Source organism: Vibrio cincinnatiensis, from assembly GCF_022113815.1.
GTDB classification, from domain to species: Bacteria; Pseudomonadota; Gammaproteobacteria; order Enterobacterales; family Vibrionaceae; genus Vibrio; species Vibrio cincinnatiensis_A.
The window spans coordinates 163,459-181,504 of the sequence record NZ_SGOM01000006.1 but is presented as its reverse complement, the minus strand read 5'-3'; the positions used below and the strand labels follow the sequence as shown (position 1 = coordinate 181,504).

General features: G+C 43.7%; 17 protein-coding genes. 15 read left to right on the top strand and 2 right to left on the bottom strand.

Features of this window, described 5'->3' with window-relative positions:
- Positions 1-47: 47 nt before the first annotated feature.
- Positions 48-3,098 carry a ribonuclease E gene (rne, locus tag EXA13_RS09820; RefSeq protein ID WP_238133013.1) on the bottom strand — a complete coding sequence of 1,017 codons (3,051 nt, stop codon included), beginning with the start codon at positions 3,096-3,098 and terminating at the stop codon, positions 48-50.
- A 614-nt stretch (positions 3,099-3,712) separates the two neighbouring features.
- On the opposite strand from rne, the gene rluC reads away from it, so the two are divergent.
- A complete protein-coding gene (gene rluC, locus EXA13_RS09815) occupies positions 3,713-4,663 on the top strand; it encodes a 23S rRNA pseudouridine(955/2504/2580) synthase RluC (protein WP_238133012.1) in 951 nt (316 codons plus the stop codon).
- A gap of 16 nt (positions 4,664-4,679) precedes the next feature.
- On the opposite strand, the gene EXA13_RS09810 is transcribed toward rluC, so the two are convergent.
- Entirely contained in the window at positions 4,680-5,261 is a 582-nt protein-coding gene (locus EXA13_RS09810; protein WP_238133011.1) for a Maf family protein, read from the bottom strand.
- A 216-nt stretch (positions 5,262-5,477) separates the two neighbouring features.
- Here EXA13_RS09810 and yceD point away from each other — a divergent pair, with 216 nt between their 5' ends.
- The 14 genes from yceD to ptsG all read left to right on the top strand — a co-directional run bounded on the left by yceD (position 5,478) and on the right by ptsG (position 17,890).
- Positions 5,478-6,002, top strand: a complete 525-nt coding sequence (yceD, locus tag EXA13_RS09805) for a 23S rRNA accumulation protein YceD (protein WP_238133010.1) — start codon at positions 5,478-5,480, stop codon at positions 6,000-6,002.
- A gap of 31 nt (positions 6,003-6,033) precedes the next feature.
- The gene (rpmF, locus tag EXA13_RS09800) at positions 6,034-6,204 is read left to right on the top strand and encodes a 50S ribosomal protein L32 (RefSeq protein ID WP_238133009.1); all 171 of its coding nucleotides are present in this window, start codon (positions 6,034-6,036) and stop codon (positions 6,202-6,204) included.
- A 9-nt stretch (positions 6,205-6,213) separates the two neighbouring features.
- Complete coding sequence (plsX, locus tag EXA13_RS09795) at positions 6,214-7,239, top strand: phosphate acyltransferase PlsX (RefSeq protein ID WP_238133008.1); 1,026 nt, start codon at positions 6,214-6,216, stop codon at positions 7,237-7,239.
- Positions 7,240-7,244: 5 nt separating this feature from the next.
- A complete protein-coding gene (locus EXA13_RS09790) occupies positions 7,245-8,195 on the top strand; it encodes a beta-ketoacyl-ACP synthase III (RefSeq protein WP_238133007.1) in 951 nt (316 codons plus the stop codon).
- Positions 8,196-8,272: 77 nt separating this feature from the next.
- Positions 8,273-9,196: an ACP S-malonyltransferase gene (gene fabD, locus EXA13_RS09785; protein ID WP_238133006.1), complete on the top strand. Its 924-nt coding sequence runs from the start codon at positions 8,273-8,275 to the stop codon at positions 9,194-9,196.
- 26 nt (positions 9,197-9,222) lie between these two features.
- A complete protein-coding gene (fabG, locus tag EXA13_RS09780; protein ID WP_238133068.1) occupies positions 9,223-9,957 on the top strand; it encodes a 3-oxoacyl-ACP reductase FabG in 735 nt (244 codons plus the stop codon).
- A gap of 233 nt (positions 9,958-10,190) precedes the next feature.
- A complete protein-coding gene (acpP, locus tag EXA13_RS09775; protein WP_000065130.1) occupies positions 10,191-10,427 on the top strand; it encodes an acyl carrier protein in 237 nt (78 codons plus the stop codon).
- Positions 10,428-10,516: 89 nt separating this feature from the next.
- Positions 10,517-11,761, top strand: coding sequence for a beta-ketoacyl-ACP synthase II (fabF, locus tag EXA13_RS09770; protein WP_238133005.1), 1,245 nt, complete (start codon positions 10,517-10,519; stop codon positions 11,759-11,761).
- A gap of 78 nt (positions 11,762-11,839) precedes the next feature.
- Positions 11,840-12,643: an aminodeoxychorismate lyase gene (gene pabC, locus EXA13_RS09765; RefSeq protein WP_238133004.1), complete on the top strand. Its 804-nt coding sequence runs from the start codon at positions 11,840-11,842 to the stop codon at positions 12,641-12,643.
- The gene (mltG, locus tag EXA13_RS09760; protein ID WP_238133003.1) at positions 12,640-13,653 is read left to right on the top strand and encodes an endolytic transglycosylase MltG; all 1,014 of its coding nucleotides are present in this window, start codon (positions 12,640-12,642) and stop codon (positions 13,651-13,653) included. The genes pabC and mltG overlap by 4 nt, the downstream gene beginning before the upstream one ends.
- Positions 13,650-14,294 carry a dTMP kinase gene (gene tmk / locus EXA13_RS09755; RefSeq protein WP_238133067.1) on the top strand — a complete coding sequence of 215 codons (645 nt, stop codon included), beginning with the start codon at positions 13,650-13,652 and terminating at the stop codon, positions 14,292-14,294. The genes mltG and tmk overlap by 4 nt, the downstream gene beginning before the upstream one ends.
- Positions 14,291-15,256 (top strand): DNA polymerase III subunit delta', encoded by a 966-nt coding sequence (gene holB / locus EXA13_RS09750; RefSeq protein WP_238133002.1) that lies wholly within the window; start codon positions 14,291-14,293, stop codon positions 15,254-15,256. Before tmk ends, holB begins: the two co-directional genes overlap by 4 nt.
- The gene (locus EXA13_RS09745) at positions 15,247-16,014 is read left to right on the top strand and encodes a TatD family hydrolase (protein WP_238133001.1); all 768 of its coding nucleotides are present in this window, start codon (positions 15,247-15,249) and stop codon (positions 16,012-16,014) included. Before holB ends, EXA13_RS09745 begins: the two co-directional genes overlap by 10 nt.
- Before the next feature lie 445 nt (positions 16,015-16,459).
- Positions 16,460-17,890, top strand: coding sequence for a PTS glucose transporter subunit IIBC (gene ptsG, locus EXA13_RS09740; protein ID WP_238133000.1), 1,431 nt, complete (start codon positions 16,460-16,462; stop codon positions 17,888-17,890).
- Positions 17,891-18,046: the final 156 nt, after the last annotated feature.

Sequence of the window (18,046 nt, the reverse complement as noted above, 5' to 3'; positions counted from 1 at the left end):
GAAAAAGGCTGCCCATGTGGGGCAGCCTTGAGCGTGGTTACGTTATCTTAGAAAGCTTGAGGTTTTGCCATCTCAGCGCTTGCTTGATTTTTTGCAGCCTGACTTCCCGCCCCTTTAGGTTGGTATCGTTCATCACGTAATGGCGCAGCGATAACTGAAATCTCTTTGAGATCTTGAGTTCCCGGTGCTTTAGCCATCGGCGCAAATGCATGTCCTGCTTTACGTTTAACGGCTTTAGCTACCTTAGGTTCATTGATGACGATAGGTGCTTCTTCAGGGAGTAAATCACTTTCTGGTGTTTCCTCGACTACTTCAATTGCTGTGACGGGTTGAGCTTCTGCTATAAAGACTGATTCAACACTTTTATCGCTTGATCCTGTCTCGATCTCGATGCTTTCAACTGCTTCGTTGTTTACAACAATAGGCTCTGCTTTTGCCTGAGTATCAGCGACTACTCGTTCCTCTTGGTTTTCAGTAAACTCAGTATCGGCTAGTTCACGACGCAGAATAACTTTACCCATGGCCATTTCTGGGCAAGCGAAGCCACCTAGTGAACCGGTTTGCTCAACCCACTGTTGAGGTGCAGGCTTCACTACAGAGAGTGTCGCTTGATTTTGTTCACGAGCTGGTTTAGCCAGATCATAACGCGGCATCACTTTACCCATAGCCATTTCAGGTGAAGCAACCCCACCTTTACGTAAGCGGAATGGGTTAGGACGGCGATCACGACCACGACGGCGACGTTGACCACTGGCACGGAGGTGACGAGGAGAACGACGATTACGACGTTGTTTCTGCTCTTCTTTCTCTCCATTACCATTGTCTGCTGGTAGTATTTCCGAAGCCAGTGTGTCAATCGCGGGATCTTGCTCAACAGGTTCTGTCACAGGGGTATTGTTCGCTGTTGTAACGACCTCGTTATCGATGGCTGATACGGGTTGATCTTTCACCACTCGAATCGACTTTTCTAGCTTACGGCGTTGACGGCGCTCTTTAATTACAGCTGGTTTTTGCTCTTTTGCTTCAACATTAACAGCGGTTTCTGGCTGAGCAGCAGCATCTTTTAGTGCTTCTTCAGCCAATTGGCGACCTTGCTCTTGTAACTTAGCAGACTGTGCATTATCACGTTTATTGCGACGTGGTTGTTCACTACGCTCTTGCTTGGGTTTACGCTCTTGTTGCGGCTTGCGAGGAGCGTTGTCTTTGTCTACTTTGTTGGTAGTCGTAATCTCTTCGCTATTTGTTTTGCGTCGATTGTTTTTGTCACGAGGATTGTTACGACGACGATCATTACGCTCACGACGAGGTTGTGACGGTTTATTTTGCTCCGGTTTAACGGGTGTCTCTTCTTGTTTAGGTGCTTCGTTATCATGACTAAATAGCCCGGATAATGCACTAAATAAACGACGGATTACCCCAGGTTTTGAGGATTTTTCGACATCAGCCGTCGGCTGCTCCGCTTTAGGTTTTGGCGCTGGGGCCGTTTGTGCTGGAGCGGCAAACCCTTTTAATACGGGCTCTTCAAGACGTTTAGGTTTGACATCCACTTCGGCGAGTTCTTTGCCTTCAGCTTCTTTCAACTGCTCAAGCTTTTTAGGAACCAGATAAGAAAGGATATCTTGTTCTTCACCTTCACGGACGCGAATCACTTCAAAGTGAGGGGTTTCCATATCAGAGTTAGGAACAATTGTAATTTTTACTTCTTGATTACGTTCAATATGGTTAACCGAGCGACGTTTCTCATTCAGTAAGTAAGAAGCAATCGAAACGGGCACAACGGTTAGAACTTGAGAAGTATTATCTTTTAATGCTTCTTCTTCAATTAAACGCAACACAGACAGCGCTAATGATTCATTATCTCGAATGACGCCTGTGCCAGAACAACGAGGACAAATATGATGGCTCGCTTCTGCTAATGATGGGCTTAGGCGCTGACGTGACATTTCCAATAGACCAAAGCGAGAAATTCGGCCAATTTGCACGCGAGCACGATCAAGGCGAACCGCTTCACGCAGTCGATTTTCTACCTCACGTTGATGGCGTACTGGTGTCATGTCAATAAAGTCAATTACCACTAAGCCACCTAGGTCACGCAGGCGTAATTGACGAGCAATTTCATCTGCGGCTTCAAGGTTTGTGTTCAATGCCGTTTCTTCAATATCACCGCCTTTGGTTGCTCGAGCGGAGTTGATATCAATAGAGGTTAATGCTTCTGTTGGGTCAATAACAATAGAACCACCAGAAGGCAAGCGAACTTCACGTTGGAACGCCGACTCGATTTGGCTTTCAATTTGGAAGTGACTAAATAGTGGTACATCCCCTTCGTATTTTTTCACCCGATTGACGAAATCTGGACGAACTAAACGAATATGCTCTAATGCACGTTCATAAATAGTATTGCTATCGATAAGAATTTCACCAATATCACGGCGTAAATAGTCACGAATAGCACGGACAATGACGTTACTTTCTTGGTGAATAAGGAAAGGGGCAGGGTTAGATTCAGAGGCTTGTTTAATCGCACTCCAGTGGTTTAACAGAACGTTTAAATCCCATTCTAACTCTTCGGCACTTTTTCCAACCCCAGCAGTACGGACAATTAAGCCCATACCTTGGGGTAGCACCAGCGTACTAAGAGCGGCTTTTAACTCTGTGCGTTCATCACCTTCAATACGACGAGAAATTCCGCCGGCACGAGGGTTATTAGGCATCAGAACTAAGTAGCTACCAGCAAGGGAAATAAAGGTCGTTAATGCTGCGCCTTTACTGCCTCGCTCTTCTTTTTCCACTTGGACAATCACTTCTTGACCTTCTTTTAGCACTTCTTTAATGCTAGGACGGCCTTGATAGCTATAACCTTCTGGAAAATATTCGCGGGCAATTTCTTTGAGAGGGAGGAATCCGTGTCTTTCCGCGCCGTAATCAACAAATGCGGCTTCTAGACTGGGTTCAATGCGGGTAATACGTCCTTTGTAGATATTTGCTTTTTTTGATTCATGCCCAGGACTTTCGATATCTAGATCGAACAGTCGCTGGCCATCGACCAAGGCGACACGCAACTCTTCTTTTTGAGTTGCGTTAATTAACATTCTTTTCATTTAAAATCTCGTTGTCTTTTCTTCGTTTTGATTATTATTCTTGCTGCTTTTTTTCGTTTTCATGGTGCCAGATCCCATGGCTATTGGTTACAGCCTCCCGGCTGGAGGGGATGCTCTGAGGGCACTTCAGTCATCACAAGCACACGATTGCCTGTGATCCGCATAGTGGCGGAGAGTACTCAACATGAAAAGACGAGGAGTAGGGCAACAAGAAAGCCTTAATCAATGGTGTCTTACGCCGTGTGCTGCACATTGATGTTTAGCGGAACTACTCACAATTTTGCTGCGAACAAAAAGGGAAAACATCAAGCCCAACCTTTATAATTCGTTGCAGCAATGAACTATAGCAGTGACTGGTAAACTCAGCAATCAGCATTATTAGAAAGCGCTTAAATTTTTCATACTCTGTACAAAAATGTCACAGTTTTAGTCAGGGTGGTGAAGAAAACGACGATTAAAATTGTTTTTTGTCAATAAGACAGAGTAGAGATGATCGGGTATAAGCCAGATTTGCTGTTATTTTCGACAAAGTAACTCGAAAGTTACAGCAATAAAGTTATTTTAGTGAGTTAAGAAAAGAGTGATTTTCCACAAATTACCGTTAAAATGCTCATATGAATGAAATCAGAACTGAAGTCCAATTTGTCGATATCGACGATGATATGGCTGGCCAGCGCATTGATAATTTTCTGCGTAACCAATTAAAAAATTTACCTAAAAGTGTGATATATCGAATATTACGCAAAGGTGAGGTGCGCGTTAACAAAAAGCGTATCAAAGCCGAATATAAACTGGCTGCGGGGGATGTGGTTCGTATTCCTCCCGTCACGATGGAGATAAAAGAACAAACGAACGTAGCTCCGAGTACTAAGCTAAATAGGGTTGCTGAATTAGAAGCGTGTATTCTTTATGAAGATGAGCATTTGCTGGTATTAAACAAACCTTCGGGAACCGCGGTGCATGGTGGCAGTGGCTTAAAATTTGGTGCTATTGAAGCATTGAGAGCCTTGCGTCCTCAGGCACGTTTTCTGGAGTTGGTTCACCGTATCGACCGAGATACCTCGGGCATTTTATTGGTTGCCAAAAAACGTTCAGCATTGCGCCAATTACAGAGTCAGTTTCGAGAGAAAACTGTCCAAAAGTATTACTTTGCCTTAGTGATGGGGCAGTGGAAGGCACAATGCAAAGTCGTGAATGCTCCATTATTAAAAAATGAAGTCAACAGCATTGTGCGGGTTAATCCAGCCGGAAAACCTTCAGAAACAAGGTTTCGAGTGATTGAAACATTCCCTCAAGCAACCTTAATTCAGGCCAGCCCTATTACTGGACGAACGCATCAAATTCGTGTCCATACTCAATATACAGGGCACCCTATTGCTTGGGATGATCGATATGGTGATCGCCGCTTTGATGCTTATACCGCTCAATTTGGCATTGATCGATTATTTTTACATGCGGCAAACATTATCTTTCTGCACCCAGCCTCGGGCGAAAAAATGGAGATTAATGCACCATTAGAGAAACGTTTGTTGCAAGCTTTGGATAAAATGCGCCAGTCACACTAGTGGCGCATTTTTGTGACTATAGAACAGACACACCTTCATTATTGAGCAATGTGACTAATTTGATTAAAGGTAGGCCGATTAACGTGTTGGGGTCATCCCCCTCTAGTCGTTCAAATAGTGCAATGCCGAGCCCTTCACTTTTAAAACTTCCGGCGCAGTAAAAAGGTTGCTCTTTATCGACATAACGAGCGGCCAGCTCATACGTTAGTTGACGAAAATGAACGGTATAGGTATCCACGATAGCCTGAGTTTTTTGGGTGAGTGAGTTGTATAGTGCAAGCCCGGTATAAAAAGTGATGGCTCTCCCGCTTTGGTTGAGTAGTTGTTCAATAGCCTGTTCTCGATGGTGGGGCTTGCCAACAATTTCCCCATCAATAACACAAATTTGATCGGAACCTATCACCAAGCTGGGCTTGTCAAGCGGGCAGGAGAGCGCTTTATTGGTGGCTAAGCGAGTGACTAATTGTTCTGGTGCCTCGTTGGTTAATGGCGTTTCATCACAATCCGGCTGTGCGGTGATAAACGGGATAGAGAGTTTTTCCAGCAATTGCTGACGATAGGGTGAGGTTGACGCTAAAACTAGTTGGTAATTCTGCATTTTAATTTACAATTGTCGCGGTTTTATGGGCAGCATATCGGATCTTCTCATATTATCTCAAGCAGAGTAGAGAACCGTTGTTTCTGGCGTGAGAGGGCGAGCCTCGTTCATTCGGTATTGCGTTCTCGTAAAATAACGATAAATAAGAGTGGGGAAAGTAACTTTTTTGCCTTTTCCTTTGACTAAAACTATTTTGGAAGATAATATTCGCGCCCTATGCAAAAGGTAAAAATACCGCGGACGGTTGACCCGGCTAAAGCCGCTCAAAAACGACTTGATTACGATGGCATCATCCAACTGAGTCTTTTGAAGCGTTTAAATGAGTCAGTCTCAGGCGTAAAACGCGACGCTCACGTCTCATTGTCATTTGGGATGGATGAACAGCAACTGGTTGTTATCTCTGGTAAAGCTAACATCGAAGTTGATTTAGAGTGTCAACGCTGTAATGAGTTATTCGCACATGAGTGTGAAGTCGAGTTTACTTATACTCCCTATTATAGTGAGCAAAGTGAACAAGATGCCCCGGACGAATACGATTTGGTAGATCTTAATGAGTACGGTGAAGTAGATCTCATTCAGTTAGTTGAAGACGAGTTCATCTTAAACTTGCCCCAAGTTGCGATGCATGATGAAGCGGACTGTAGCGTTAATTCAGACAATTTGGTGTTTGGTGAACTTCCAGAAGAAGTGTTGGAAGACAAGCCGAATCCATTCGATGTTTTAAAAAGTTTAAAGAAGTAAATCTTTAGACATTAACATAGGAGTAGGGTCCATGGCCGTACAACAAAACCGTAAAACACGTTCTAAGCGTGGTATGCGTCGTTCACATGATGCACTAACTACAGCAGCTCTTTCTGTAGATGTGACTTCAGGTGAAACTCACCTACGTCACAACGTAACTGCTGACGGTTACTACCGTGGCAAAAAGGTTATCAACAAGTAAGGTTGACCTTTGCAAAATTTAACCGTTGCACTTGATGCAATGGGCGGGGATTTCGGTCCTCGCGTTACAGTGCCTGCCGCCGTGCAGGCACTGTCGCATTTCCCAGAGCTAAAAGTGATTCTCGTTGGTGATCGAATAATGATCAACCAACAGTTGTCTTTACTAGGTTACGAACCCGATGCGCGTTTGAGTGTCGAGCATAGTGACCGAATTATCTCTAACTCAGAAAAACCCTCGTTAGCATTGCGTAATAGTCAGGGCAGTTCTATGGGACTGGCTATTGACTTAGTGGCTCAAGGCCGTGCGGATGCTTGTGTCAGTGCTGGCAATACCGGAGCGTTGATGGCGTTGTCTCGCTTTCGTCTTAAGCTTTTGCCAGGCATCGATAGGCCAGCGCTTGTTTCTGCTTTACCCACTGCGTCTGGGGAAAAAACATGGTTATTGGATCTAGGGGCCAATGTCTCTAGTGATGCCGACTCACTCTTTCAATTTGCAGTGATGGGAGCGGCATTGGCTGAACAGCATTTACATCATCCTCCTCGGGTTGCCATTTTAAATATTGGAGCCGAGGAAATTAAAGGCAATGATCTTGTCAAACAATGCGCACAAATGTTAAAGCAGACACAGGCTGTGAATTTTATTGGCTATATTGAAGGGAATCAGTTATTGATGGATGCTGCGGATGTCGTTGTTTGTGACGGATTTGTCGGTAATGTCTGTTTAAAAACTTGTGAAGGAACAGCGCAACTCTTTATTGATAAGCTAAAGGCTCGATTTTTAGCCTCATCCATAAAGGGTTGGATAGCAAGAAAGTTATTTTCTGATCTATTTAATGAATTAAAAACCTTGAACCCCGACCAGTATAACGGCGCAAGTTTGTTAGGATTGCGCGGCATCGTGATTAAAAGTCACGGAAGTGCTGATGTATCCGCAGTCGTCAATGCGATAGGTGAAGCGGTTCATGAGGTAAAGCGACAGGTCCCCAGCCGCATCAGCGATCGTTTGGAAGCGGTTTTACTCGAGAGGCATTATTAGTCTTCATGTATAGCAAAATTTTAGGTACAGGCAGCTACCTGCCAGCTCAGGTGCGTACTAACGCAGATCTAGAGAAAATGGTAGAAACCAGTGATGAGTGGATTGTTACTCGTACAGGTATTCGTGAACGTCGTATTGCCGCTGAGAACGAAACAGTTGCAGATATGGCTTTTTATGCAGCTGAAAATGCCATTGAAATGGCGGGAATTGATAAAAATGAGATTGATCTCATTATTGTTGCGACAACCAGTGGTAGCCATACTTTTCCATCTTCTGCTTGTCAGGTTCAGGCTAAACTAGGTATTAAAGGCTGTCCAGCATTCGATTTGGCTGCCGCATGTTCTGGTTTTATGTATGGTTTATCAGTTGCCGATCAACATATTAAATCGGGCATGTGCAAACATGTGCTTGTGATTGGTGCCGATGCATTATCAAAATCATGTGATCCGACCGATCGTTCCACCATCATTTTATTTGGTGATGCCGCTGGAGCGGTTGTGATTGGGGCAAGTGAAGAACCCGGTATTTTATCAACACATATTAATGCTGATGGCGAATTTGGTGATTTATTGAGCCTTGAAGTGCCAGAACGTGGTGGTAATACAGATAAATGGCTTTATATGGCGGGTAATGAAGTCTTTAAAGTCGCGGTGACGCAATTGTCGAAGCTGGTTAAAGACACGTTAGCGGCTAACAATATGCATAAATCACAGCTTGATTGGCTTGTGCCTCACCAAGCAAATTATCGCATTATTTCAGCAACGGCCAAAAAATTATCGATGTCCCTTGATCAGGTGGTCATCACCTTAGATCGCCACGGTAATACTTCAGCAGCAACCGTTCCAACAGCATTAGATGAAGCGGTTCGTGACGGACGAATTCAGCGAGGCCACCTATTACTGCTTGAAGCTTTTGGTGGTGGCTTTACCTGGGGTTCAGCGTTAGTTCGTTTTTGAGCCCTAATTCAGTGATCGATTTGGTTTTAAGGAGTTTTAACGACTCCTTATTCATTATTAAGGTTAAGGAATAAAATATGAGCAAGTTTGCTATCGTATTTCCCGGTCAAGGTTCACAAGCCGTTGGTATGCTTGCTGAACTTGGACAACAGTATGATGTCGTTACACAAACCTTTGCCCAAGCTTCTGAGGTACTCGGATACGATTTGTGGGCTTTGATCCAAAATGGCCCAGTGGAAGATCTCAATCAAACCTTTCGTACTCAACCGGCACTATTGGCAGCTTCTGTGGCCATTTGGCGAGTTTGGCAGTCGTTGGAGCTTAAGCAACCTGAGTATTTTGCAGGACACAGTCTTGGTGAATATTCGGCTTTGGTTTGCGCGGGCGTTATTGATTTTCAACAAGCGATTAAACTGGTTGAATTGCGCGGTCAATTGATGCAGGAAGCGGTACCGGCTGGAACCGGTGCTATGTATGCGATTATCGGTTTAGACGATGACGCTATTGCGAATGCTTGCCAGCAAGCAGCCCAAGGCCAGGTTGTCTCTCCGGTTAACTTTAACTCACCAGGTCAAGTTGTGATTGCTGGTCAAAAAGAAGCGGTAGAGCGTGCGGGTGTGTTATGTAAAGAGGCGGGGGCCAAACGAGCGCTACCACTGCCCGTTTCTGTGCCTTCTCACTGCGCATTAATGAAGCCAGCAGCGGAGAAACTGGCGTTGGCATTAGCGAACCTTGAATTTAATACACCTAATATTCCAGTGATCAATAACGTTGATGTTATTGCAGAAACGGATCCGGAAAAAATTAAAGATGCACTAGTTCGTCAATTGTATAGCCCAGTACGTTGGACTGAAGCCGTACAGAAAATGAGTGATGCTGGGGTTGAAAAACTGTTTGAAGTTGGCCCAGGCAAAGTCTTAACGGGTTTAACAAAACGTATTGTAAAAACCTTAGATGCAGCGGCCGTAAATGATCTTGCATCATTGGATGCTGCAAAATAAAGTAGGGAAAAAACATGGCTGAATTTATGAGTCTTGAAGGTAAGGTTGCTTTGGTTACGGGCGCAAGCCGTGGTATAGGAAAAGCGATTGCGGAAACATTAGTTGCTCGTGGTGCGACGGTTATTGGTACGGCGACCAGTGAAAGTGGTGCGGAAGCGATCAGTGCTTACCTCGGTGATAATGGGCAAGGATTTGCTTTAAATGTCACCGATACCCGTTCAATTGAAGCAGTATTAAAAGCGATTACTGAACAGTTTGGTGGTGTCGATATTTTAGTGAATAATGCGGGTATTACCCGTGATAATCTATTGATGCGAATGAAAGATGAAGAGTGGACGGATATTCTCGATACCAACCTCACTTCAATTTTCCGCTTATCGAAAGTGGTATTACGTGGCATGATGAAAAAACGCCATGGTCGTATTATTAATGTGGGTTCAGTGGTTGGTACAATGGGCAACGCTGGACAAACAAACTATGCGGCAGCAAAAGCGGGTGTGATTGGCTTTACTAAGTCAATGGCTCGTGAGGTTGCATCGCGTGGTGTGACGGTTAACACAGTTGCGCCAGGTTTTATTGAAACTGATATGACAAAAGCGCTGAATGATGAGCAACGTGCTGCTACACTAGCACAAGTCCCTACAGGTCGTTTAGGTGATCCGCGGGAAATCGCTTCAGCCGTTGCATTTTTAGCATCATCTGAAGCGGCTTACATCACCGGTGAAACATTGCATGTCAATGGCGGGATGTACATGGTTTAATACTGATTGTTTGGTGAAGTTGGGGTAATAATGTAAGCTTATACCGACTTCTCGTAACAGTTGGTTCTGATCTGCGCAACATTTGTGCATGATTTATATCAATAATGGTGTGAATTTCGGTTAAAATCGGCAAATTTGTGGTTTGACCAGCAAGGTCCCTCTTGCAACTTTCACTAGTTCGAATAAACTACGGAATCATCGCATTAGGCGAAATCTGTAAAGGAAAAGAAAACATGAGCAACATTGAAGAACGCGTAAAGAAAATCATCGTTGAACAGCTAGGTGTAGACGAAGCAGAAGTGAAAAATGAATCTTCTTTCGTTGAAGATCTAGGTGCTGATTCTCTAGACACTGTTGAGCTAGTAATGGCTCTAGAAGAGGAATTTGATACTGAGATTCCTGATGAAGAAGCAGAGAAAATCACTACTGTTCAAGCTGCGATCGATTACGTAACCAGCAACGCTCAGTAATGTTCTCCCCAGGCGGCCCTCTGGCCGCCTGAGTTTTTCTCATTCTTCTATCCCTCTCATAGAATTTTTCAATTCCGGAGAATAAGATCGTGTCCAAGCGTCGTGTCGTTGTCACTGGCATGGGTATGTTGTCACCAGTGGGCAACACAGTGGAATCTTCTTGGAAAGCCCTGCTAGCTGGTCAAAGTGGTATTGTTAATATTGAGCACTTTGATACTACAAATTTCTCAACTCGTTTCGCAGGTTTAGTTAAAAATTTTAACTGCGAAGAGTACATGTCTAAAAAAGATGCCCGTAAAATGGATCTCTTCATCCAATATGGTATTGCTGCGGGTATTCAAGCGTTAGACGATTCAGGTTTAGAAATTACACCAGAAAATGCTCACCGTGTTGGTGTGGCTATCGGTTCTGGTATCGGTGGTCTTGACCTGATTGAATCGGGTCACCAAGCTTTAATTGAAAAAGGTCCACGTAAAGTGAGTCCGTTTTTTGTACCATCAACCATCGTGAATATGGTTGCGGGTAACCTTTCTATCATGCGTGGTCTACGTGGCCCAAACATTGCTATTTCGACTGCTTGTACAACAGGATTGCATAATATCGGCCATGCAGCGCGAATGATCGCGTATGGTGATGCAGATGCCATGGTTGCGGGCGGTAGTGAAAAAGCGTCCACTCCGCTAGGTATGGCGGGTTTTGGTGCGGCTAAAGCACTCTCGACTCGTAATGATGAGCCACAAAAGGCCTCTCGTCCTTGGGATAAAGAACGTGACGGATTTGTGTTGGGTGATGGGGCGGGTGTGATCGTCCTTGAAGAGTATGAGCAAGCGAAAGCTCGTGGTGCTAACATCTATGCTGAAGTCGTTGGTTTTGGTATGTCAGGTGATGCTTATCACATGACATCACCAAGTAGTGATGGTTCTGGTGGCGCACTTGCGATGGAAGCAGCCATGCGTGATGCTGGTGTGACAGGTAGCCAAATTGGTTATGTGAATGCACATGGTACATCTACCCCTGCGGGAGATGTTGCTGAAGTAAAAGGTATTAAACGTGCTTTGGGAGAAGATGGCTCTAAGCAAGTTTTGGTTTCTTCAACTAAGTCGATGACTGGTCATTTGCTGGGGGCCGCGGGTTCCGTGGAAGCGATCATTACCATCCTTTCTTTGGTTGATCAGATCGTTCCGCCAACCATAAATCTTGATGATCCTGAAGAAGGGTTAGAGATTGATTTGGTTCCTCATACCGCGCGTAAAGTTGATGGTATGGAATATGCGATGTGTAACTCGTTTGGCTTTGGTGGTACAAACGGTTCATTGATTTTCAAACGCATATAATTCCATCTTTGACTTAACTTGTATTTCAACGGCTTAGTGCTTAGCATTAGGCCGTTTGTTTTTTTCAGGGAATCGAATATGTATTGGCACAATGGGAAAGTCGTTGATTCAGTGAGTGTTGCTGATCGCTCTTTTCAATATGGTGATGGTTGTTTTACGACGATGCTAACCAAGTGTGGACGTATTCAGCACTGGGACTATCATCGTGAGCGTATGGAAGCATGTCTTGAGCGGTTAGGTATTATGATGCCTGATTGGCAACGGGTGAATGACACGTTAGCGAATGTTATTACACTAGATGAAAAAGCGGGAATAAAACTGCATGTAAGCCGAGTTGGGAACGGGCGGGGATACAGTCCTGATCAACAGCGGCCAGCGAATATAACGATTCATCCTTTTGATTACCCTGAATATTATTCCCAGTGGCGAAAAGTAGGCCTCACACTTGGGGTTTGCTCACAAAGAATGGGGCGTAACCCTCTATTGGCCGGGCACAAACATAATAATCGTTTAGAGCAAGTCTTGCTTAAAGGTGAAATGGATCGGGCGGGTTATCCTGATGGCGTTTGTCTTGATCTCGATGGTTTTATTGTGGAAACCACAATGGCAAATCTTTTTTGGATAAAAGGAGATGAGTTATATACCCCAAATCTGTGCCATGCCGGGGTTTCCGGTGTTGCTCGACGTATTATTCTACAATCGGCGGCATCGTTAGGTTTAACCGTACAGCTTGGTCATTTCCCTGTGGAAGATCTTTACCAAGCAGATGAAGTATTTATATCTAACGCACTGTTAGAAGTGGCACCTGTCACTAGCATTACTTCTCACCATTATACTATTGGCACTTATGTGCGTGCTTTTCAGGAGATATTTGATTCGTGATTAAAAAGTTATCGGTCTTGCTATTAGCACTTTTGATACTGGGGCTTATCAGTGCTTTCTATATAGTGAAATCATCGGACGATTACCTTGCACAACGTTTATCCATTTCTAAGCCGCAGCAGATCACCATTCATTCTGGAACCAGTTTAAATGGCACTTTGTCCTTGCTGATGAAAAAGGGATGGATTGACGATAATTTTGCTGCCAAATTGATTCGTCATTTGCATCCTGAGCTGACACAAATCAAAGCTGGGACTTATCAGTTACTTCCGGATATGTCGCTACAAGACAGTCTTACTTTGTTGGTCTCTGGTCGAGAATTTCAGTTTGCGATTACCTTTGTGGAAGGGAGCCGGTTTAGTGACTGGCGTGAAATCTTAGCGAACACTTCAGAGTTGAAACAAACCATCAATAACCTTTCCGAAGCGGAGATTGCCCAACAACTTGGTCTTGAGCATAAACAATTGGAAGGATTGTTTTTGGCTGAAACCTATCACTTCACAAAAGGTGAGGTAGATATTGATATTTTAAAACGGGCGCATCGTAAACTGGATCAAACATTGACTCGGGCATGGGAAAAGCGTCAAGCTGACTTACCGCTTGCTTCACCATATGAAGCGCTGATTCTTGCATCTATTATTGAAAAAGAGACAGCGATTGATGCGGAAAGGGAACGAATCGCTTCAGTTTTTATTAATCGACTCAATAAGCGCATGCGACTACAAACCGATCCTACTGTGATTTATGGTATGGGAGAGCGTTATAATGGGCGCATTCGTAAGGCCGATCTTCGTGAACCAACGGCTTATAATACTTATGTGATCAATGGATTGCCTCCGACGCCTATTGCTATGGCTGGGGAAGCCTCGATTTATGCCGCCTTGAATCCAGAGCAGAGTACTTATCTATATTTCGTCGCTAGCGGTCAGGGTGGACACGTTTTTTCTAAAACATTAACAGAACATAATCGCGCAGTACGCGCCTACTTAAAACAGCTTAGAAACCAATAATGAAGACAAAATTTATCGTAGTTGAAGGGCTAGAAGGGGCTGGGAAAAGCACCGCAATTCAAGCTGTCATCAATACACTTTATGAACACGGTATTTCGCAGGTCACGCAAACGCGTGAGCCAGGAGGCACCGTATTGGCTGAAAAGATGCGAGCCTTGGTCAAAGAAGAGCATTCAGGTGAAGTCCTTCACGATATTACGGAAGTTTTACTCATGTATGCTGCCCGAGTTCAATTGGTCGAGAACGTAATTAAACCGGCCTTAGAAAGTGGGCATTGGGTAGTGGGAGATAGACATGATCTTTCTTCGCAAGCTTATCAAGGTGGTGGACGGCAAATCGATCATCGAACCATGTCTCAACTAAAGCAGATTGCTTTGGGGGATTTTTGCCCTGATTTTACCCTATATTTAGATATTGACCCTAGGGTTGGCCTCGAGCGTGCTCGCGGGCGAGGAGAGTTAGACCGAATTGAAAAAATGGACATCAGCTTCTTTGAGCGAACAAGAAAACGCTATTTGGAATTAGCTGGTATTGATACGTCGATAGTTATCATCAATGCTGAACAGCCGATTGAAGCGGTGAGTGATGATATTCAACAAGCACTCAATCATTGGTTAGCAACGAGTCAAGGCCAGCAATGAATTCCCTTTACCCTTGGTTAATACCAGCCTGGATGGGATGGAAAGCGCAACTGGATAGTGCGCGTTTTGCCTCTGCGACCTTGATCTCAGCTCCAGAGGGGTGTGGTGCATTTCAAGTGGTTGAACGATTTGCTCAAGCATTGATGTGCACGACACACCCGAGCGAGCCATGTGGTTTCTGTCATGGGTGTGAACTGATGCGCTCAGACAGCCATCCTGATTACCATCGGATTCGTCCTGAGAAAGCGGGAAAAAATATTACCGTTGATCAAATTCGTTATGCAAACCGTTTAGCGCAAGAGTCTTCTCAGCTATCTGGATTTCGACTGATTGTTATTGAACCTGCGGAAGCCATGAATGAATCAGCGGCGAATGCATTATTAAAAACGCTCGAAGAGCCAGCTGAAACGTGCATTTTTGTTTTAGTGACAGCAAAGACAAGCCAATTACTTGCAACCGTGGTGAGTCGATGCCAAAAAATTACTGTTCCAGAACCAAGTTCTCAAATGGTGAAAAAGTGGTTAGAGAAAGAGTTTGGTGAACCTATCCCTAATTTCGCTGCGCATATACACGGTAATGCGCCATTAGTCACCCAAAATGCCATTTTATCGGGTGAGATGGATCACTATGTTGAAATTGAGCGGCAATTTGTTTCAGCTTTACAAGGTGATCTCTCCGCCTTACTCGCTTGCAGTAAATTGCTTAGTGCTCAGCCATTAACCTATTTGAATTGGATTTGGTTTTTACTGACTGATGCCCAAAAAGTTGCTTTTGGAATCATTGATTCTTATTTTACACCGGGCAGTCAGAGCGTTTCCACTACGGTTTCTTTGGCACTTTTACAGCAGCAGACAGAGAGCTTAGCTAAGCTGATAGAGCAGTTACGCCTATTTAGTGGATTGAATGCTGAGTTGTTAATCACCGATTGGCTATTTAAATTTAATGAGGATTCATGTTTGTAGATTCACACTGCCATCTTGATAAATTAAATTATCAAGAGTGCTATAAAAGCATCGATGATGTGATTGCTAAAGCTGAGCAAGCAAAGGTTAAACAGTTTTTATCTGTTGGAGTCACGCTGGATTCATTTCCATCTATGTTGGAGATGATTGAGCCTTATGATCAAGTCTATGCATCTTGCGGTGTTCATCCTCTCGATGTGATGAGTGATTTTGAACTTGATCGGTTTCGTGAATATGCGAGCCATTCAAAAGTGGTCGCCATTGGAGAAACAGGGCTCGATTACCACTATCAACCAGAAACGGCAGATTTGCAGAAATTGAGATTTTCTCAACAGATTGATGTTGCAGTCGATCTCAACAAGCCTTTAATCATTCATACTCGACACGCTCGGCAAGATACCTTGTCTATACTTAAGCAAGGCGGAGCAGAGCGATGTGGCGGGGTGATTCACTGTTTTACTGAAGATCTCCCCTTCGCTGAAGCTGCTATGGCGTTGGGCTTTTATATTTCGATTTCCGGAATAGTGACGTTTCGTCAAGCAACAGAACTGAAAGAAGTGGTTAAACAGTTACCTCTTGAGCGGCTACTGATTGAAACCGATTCGCCCTATTTAGCTCCTGTTCCACATCGAGGTAAAGAAAATCAACCTGCGTATGTTGTTGAGGTTGCTGCTTATATTGCTCAGTTAAAAGGTGTCGCCTTGCATGATGTTGCAGAAAAAACTAGCAAAAACTTCCAAGATCTTTTTTTGCGATAGAAATCTAATAAGTTATTAAAAAAGTGATGCAAATAGGTTTTTTTGTGTAGTTTTTCGCATTTTGCTCTTTTTTTGTGCGTGTTTACTAAATCTGTTGTTTTTTGCAGCAAAAACATCAAAAGTGTAATTTTGTTACGAAAAATAACAATAGTATTTATTTTATTTACTCGACGAAATTAATCAATGGCTTGATTTTATTCTTATAAAACAATTGGTTATTGTTTATTGGTGGTGAGAAAAAGCACAAGATAGTTTGTGATCTGCCTATTACTTTGAAACTAAATTTCTTAACTAACTAGAAAGTTTGAGGGGCATCAAGATATATTTAGAGGCGGAAAATATAATACATTTTGTGGTTACATTTTCATTGGGTGCTAACATTTAGGCTACGGGGGTGTGCCGTTAGAACCCAAAAAATTCTAATAACTTAATCAGGAGCATAAACATGTTTAAAAACGCTTTTGCTAACCTGCAAAAAGTAGGTAAAGCTCTGATGCTTCCAGTATCAGTCTTACCTGTTGCAGGTATTTTGCTTGGTGTAGGGGCGGCTAACTTTAGTTGGTTGCCAGAGGTAGTTTCTCACCTAATGGAACAGGCCGGTGGTTCAGTCTTTGGTCAAATGGCTCTGCTATTTGCTGTTGGTGTGGCTTTAGGTTTCACTAATAACGATGGGGTATCGGGCCTTTCTGCCATTGTAGGTTACGGCATCATGGTTGCTACGCTGAAAGTAATGGCGGGCGTTATGGGTGTTGATGGCATCGAAACAGGTGTACTTGGTGGTATCTTAGCGGGTGGTGTTGCGGCTTGGTCATTCAACCGTTTCTACAAAATCCAGTTACCAGAGTACTTAGGTTTCTTTGCTGGTAAACGTGCGGTACCAATCATTACTGGTTTCTTAGCCATTGCTTTAGGTCTTGTTCTTTCATTTATTTGGCCTCCAGTTGGTAATGCGATCGCTTCATTCTCTGATTGGGCTGCAAACCAGAGCCCAGTAACAGCATTCGGTATTTACGGTATTGTTGAGCGTTCACTGATCCCATTCGGCTTACACCACATTTGGAACGTACCTTTCTTCTATGAAGCTGGTTCATGTGTGACCAACTCTGGTGAAGCGGCTCGTGGTATTATGACCTGTTTCCTAACGGCTGATGATGCTAGCCGTGCTGCTGGTAATGGTTTTGGTCAGCTTGCTGGTGGTTACCTATTTAAAATGTTTGGTCTTCCTGCCGCTGCCTTTGCTATCGCGCATTGTGCTAAACCTGAAAACCGTGCAAAAATCATGGGTATCATGGCGTCAGCGGCATTAACCTCTTTCTTAACTGGTATTACAGAACCTATCGAGTTCTCTTTCCTATTTATTGCTCCTGTACTGTATGCTGTTCACGCTGTTTTAGCTGGCTTAGCTTATGTGCTGACTAATGCTTTAGGTGTTGTACACGGACACACATTCTCAAATGGTTTCATTGACTTTGTTGTTCAATCACCACGTGCTGAGAATATGTTACTGCTTGTTGGTCTTGGTATTGCTTACGCAGTTCTTTACTACGTTGTGTTTACTTTTGTGATTCGTACTTTGAATCTAAAAACACCGGGTCGTGAAGATGAATCAGCAGATGCAAATACTTCTACTGGCTCAGAACTCGCAGGTGATTTGGTGGCGGCTTTCGGCGGTAAAGAAAACATCACTAACTTAGATGCTTGTATCACTCGTCTACGTGTTTCTGTTGCTAAGACAGAAGTTGTTGACCAAGCGAAATTGAAACAACTTGGTGCTGCGGGTGTTGTTGTTGTCTCTGGTGGTGTGCAAGCTATCTTTGGTACTAAATCTGATAACCTAAAAACAGAAATGGATGAGTGGATCCGTAACCACGGTTAATTCTCATTTTTTCTTTCCCCTATAAATAAGGAGGCTTCGGCCTCCTTTTTATTGGTCATTATCACCCCATCGTTCCCTTGCTTGATTCATTTCATAGTGATAAATCCTACAGCAGATTTGGGTTCCCTTTACCTACCATTGACATAATGATTGATG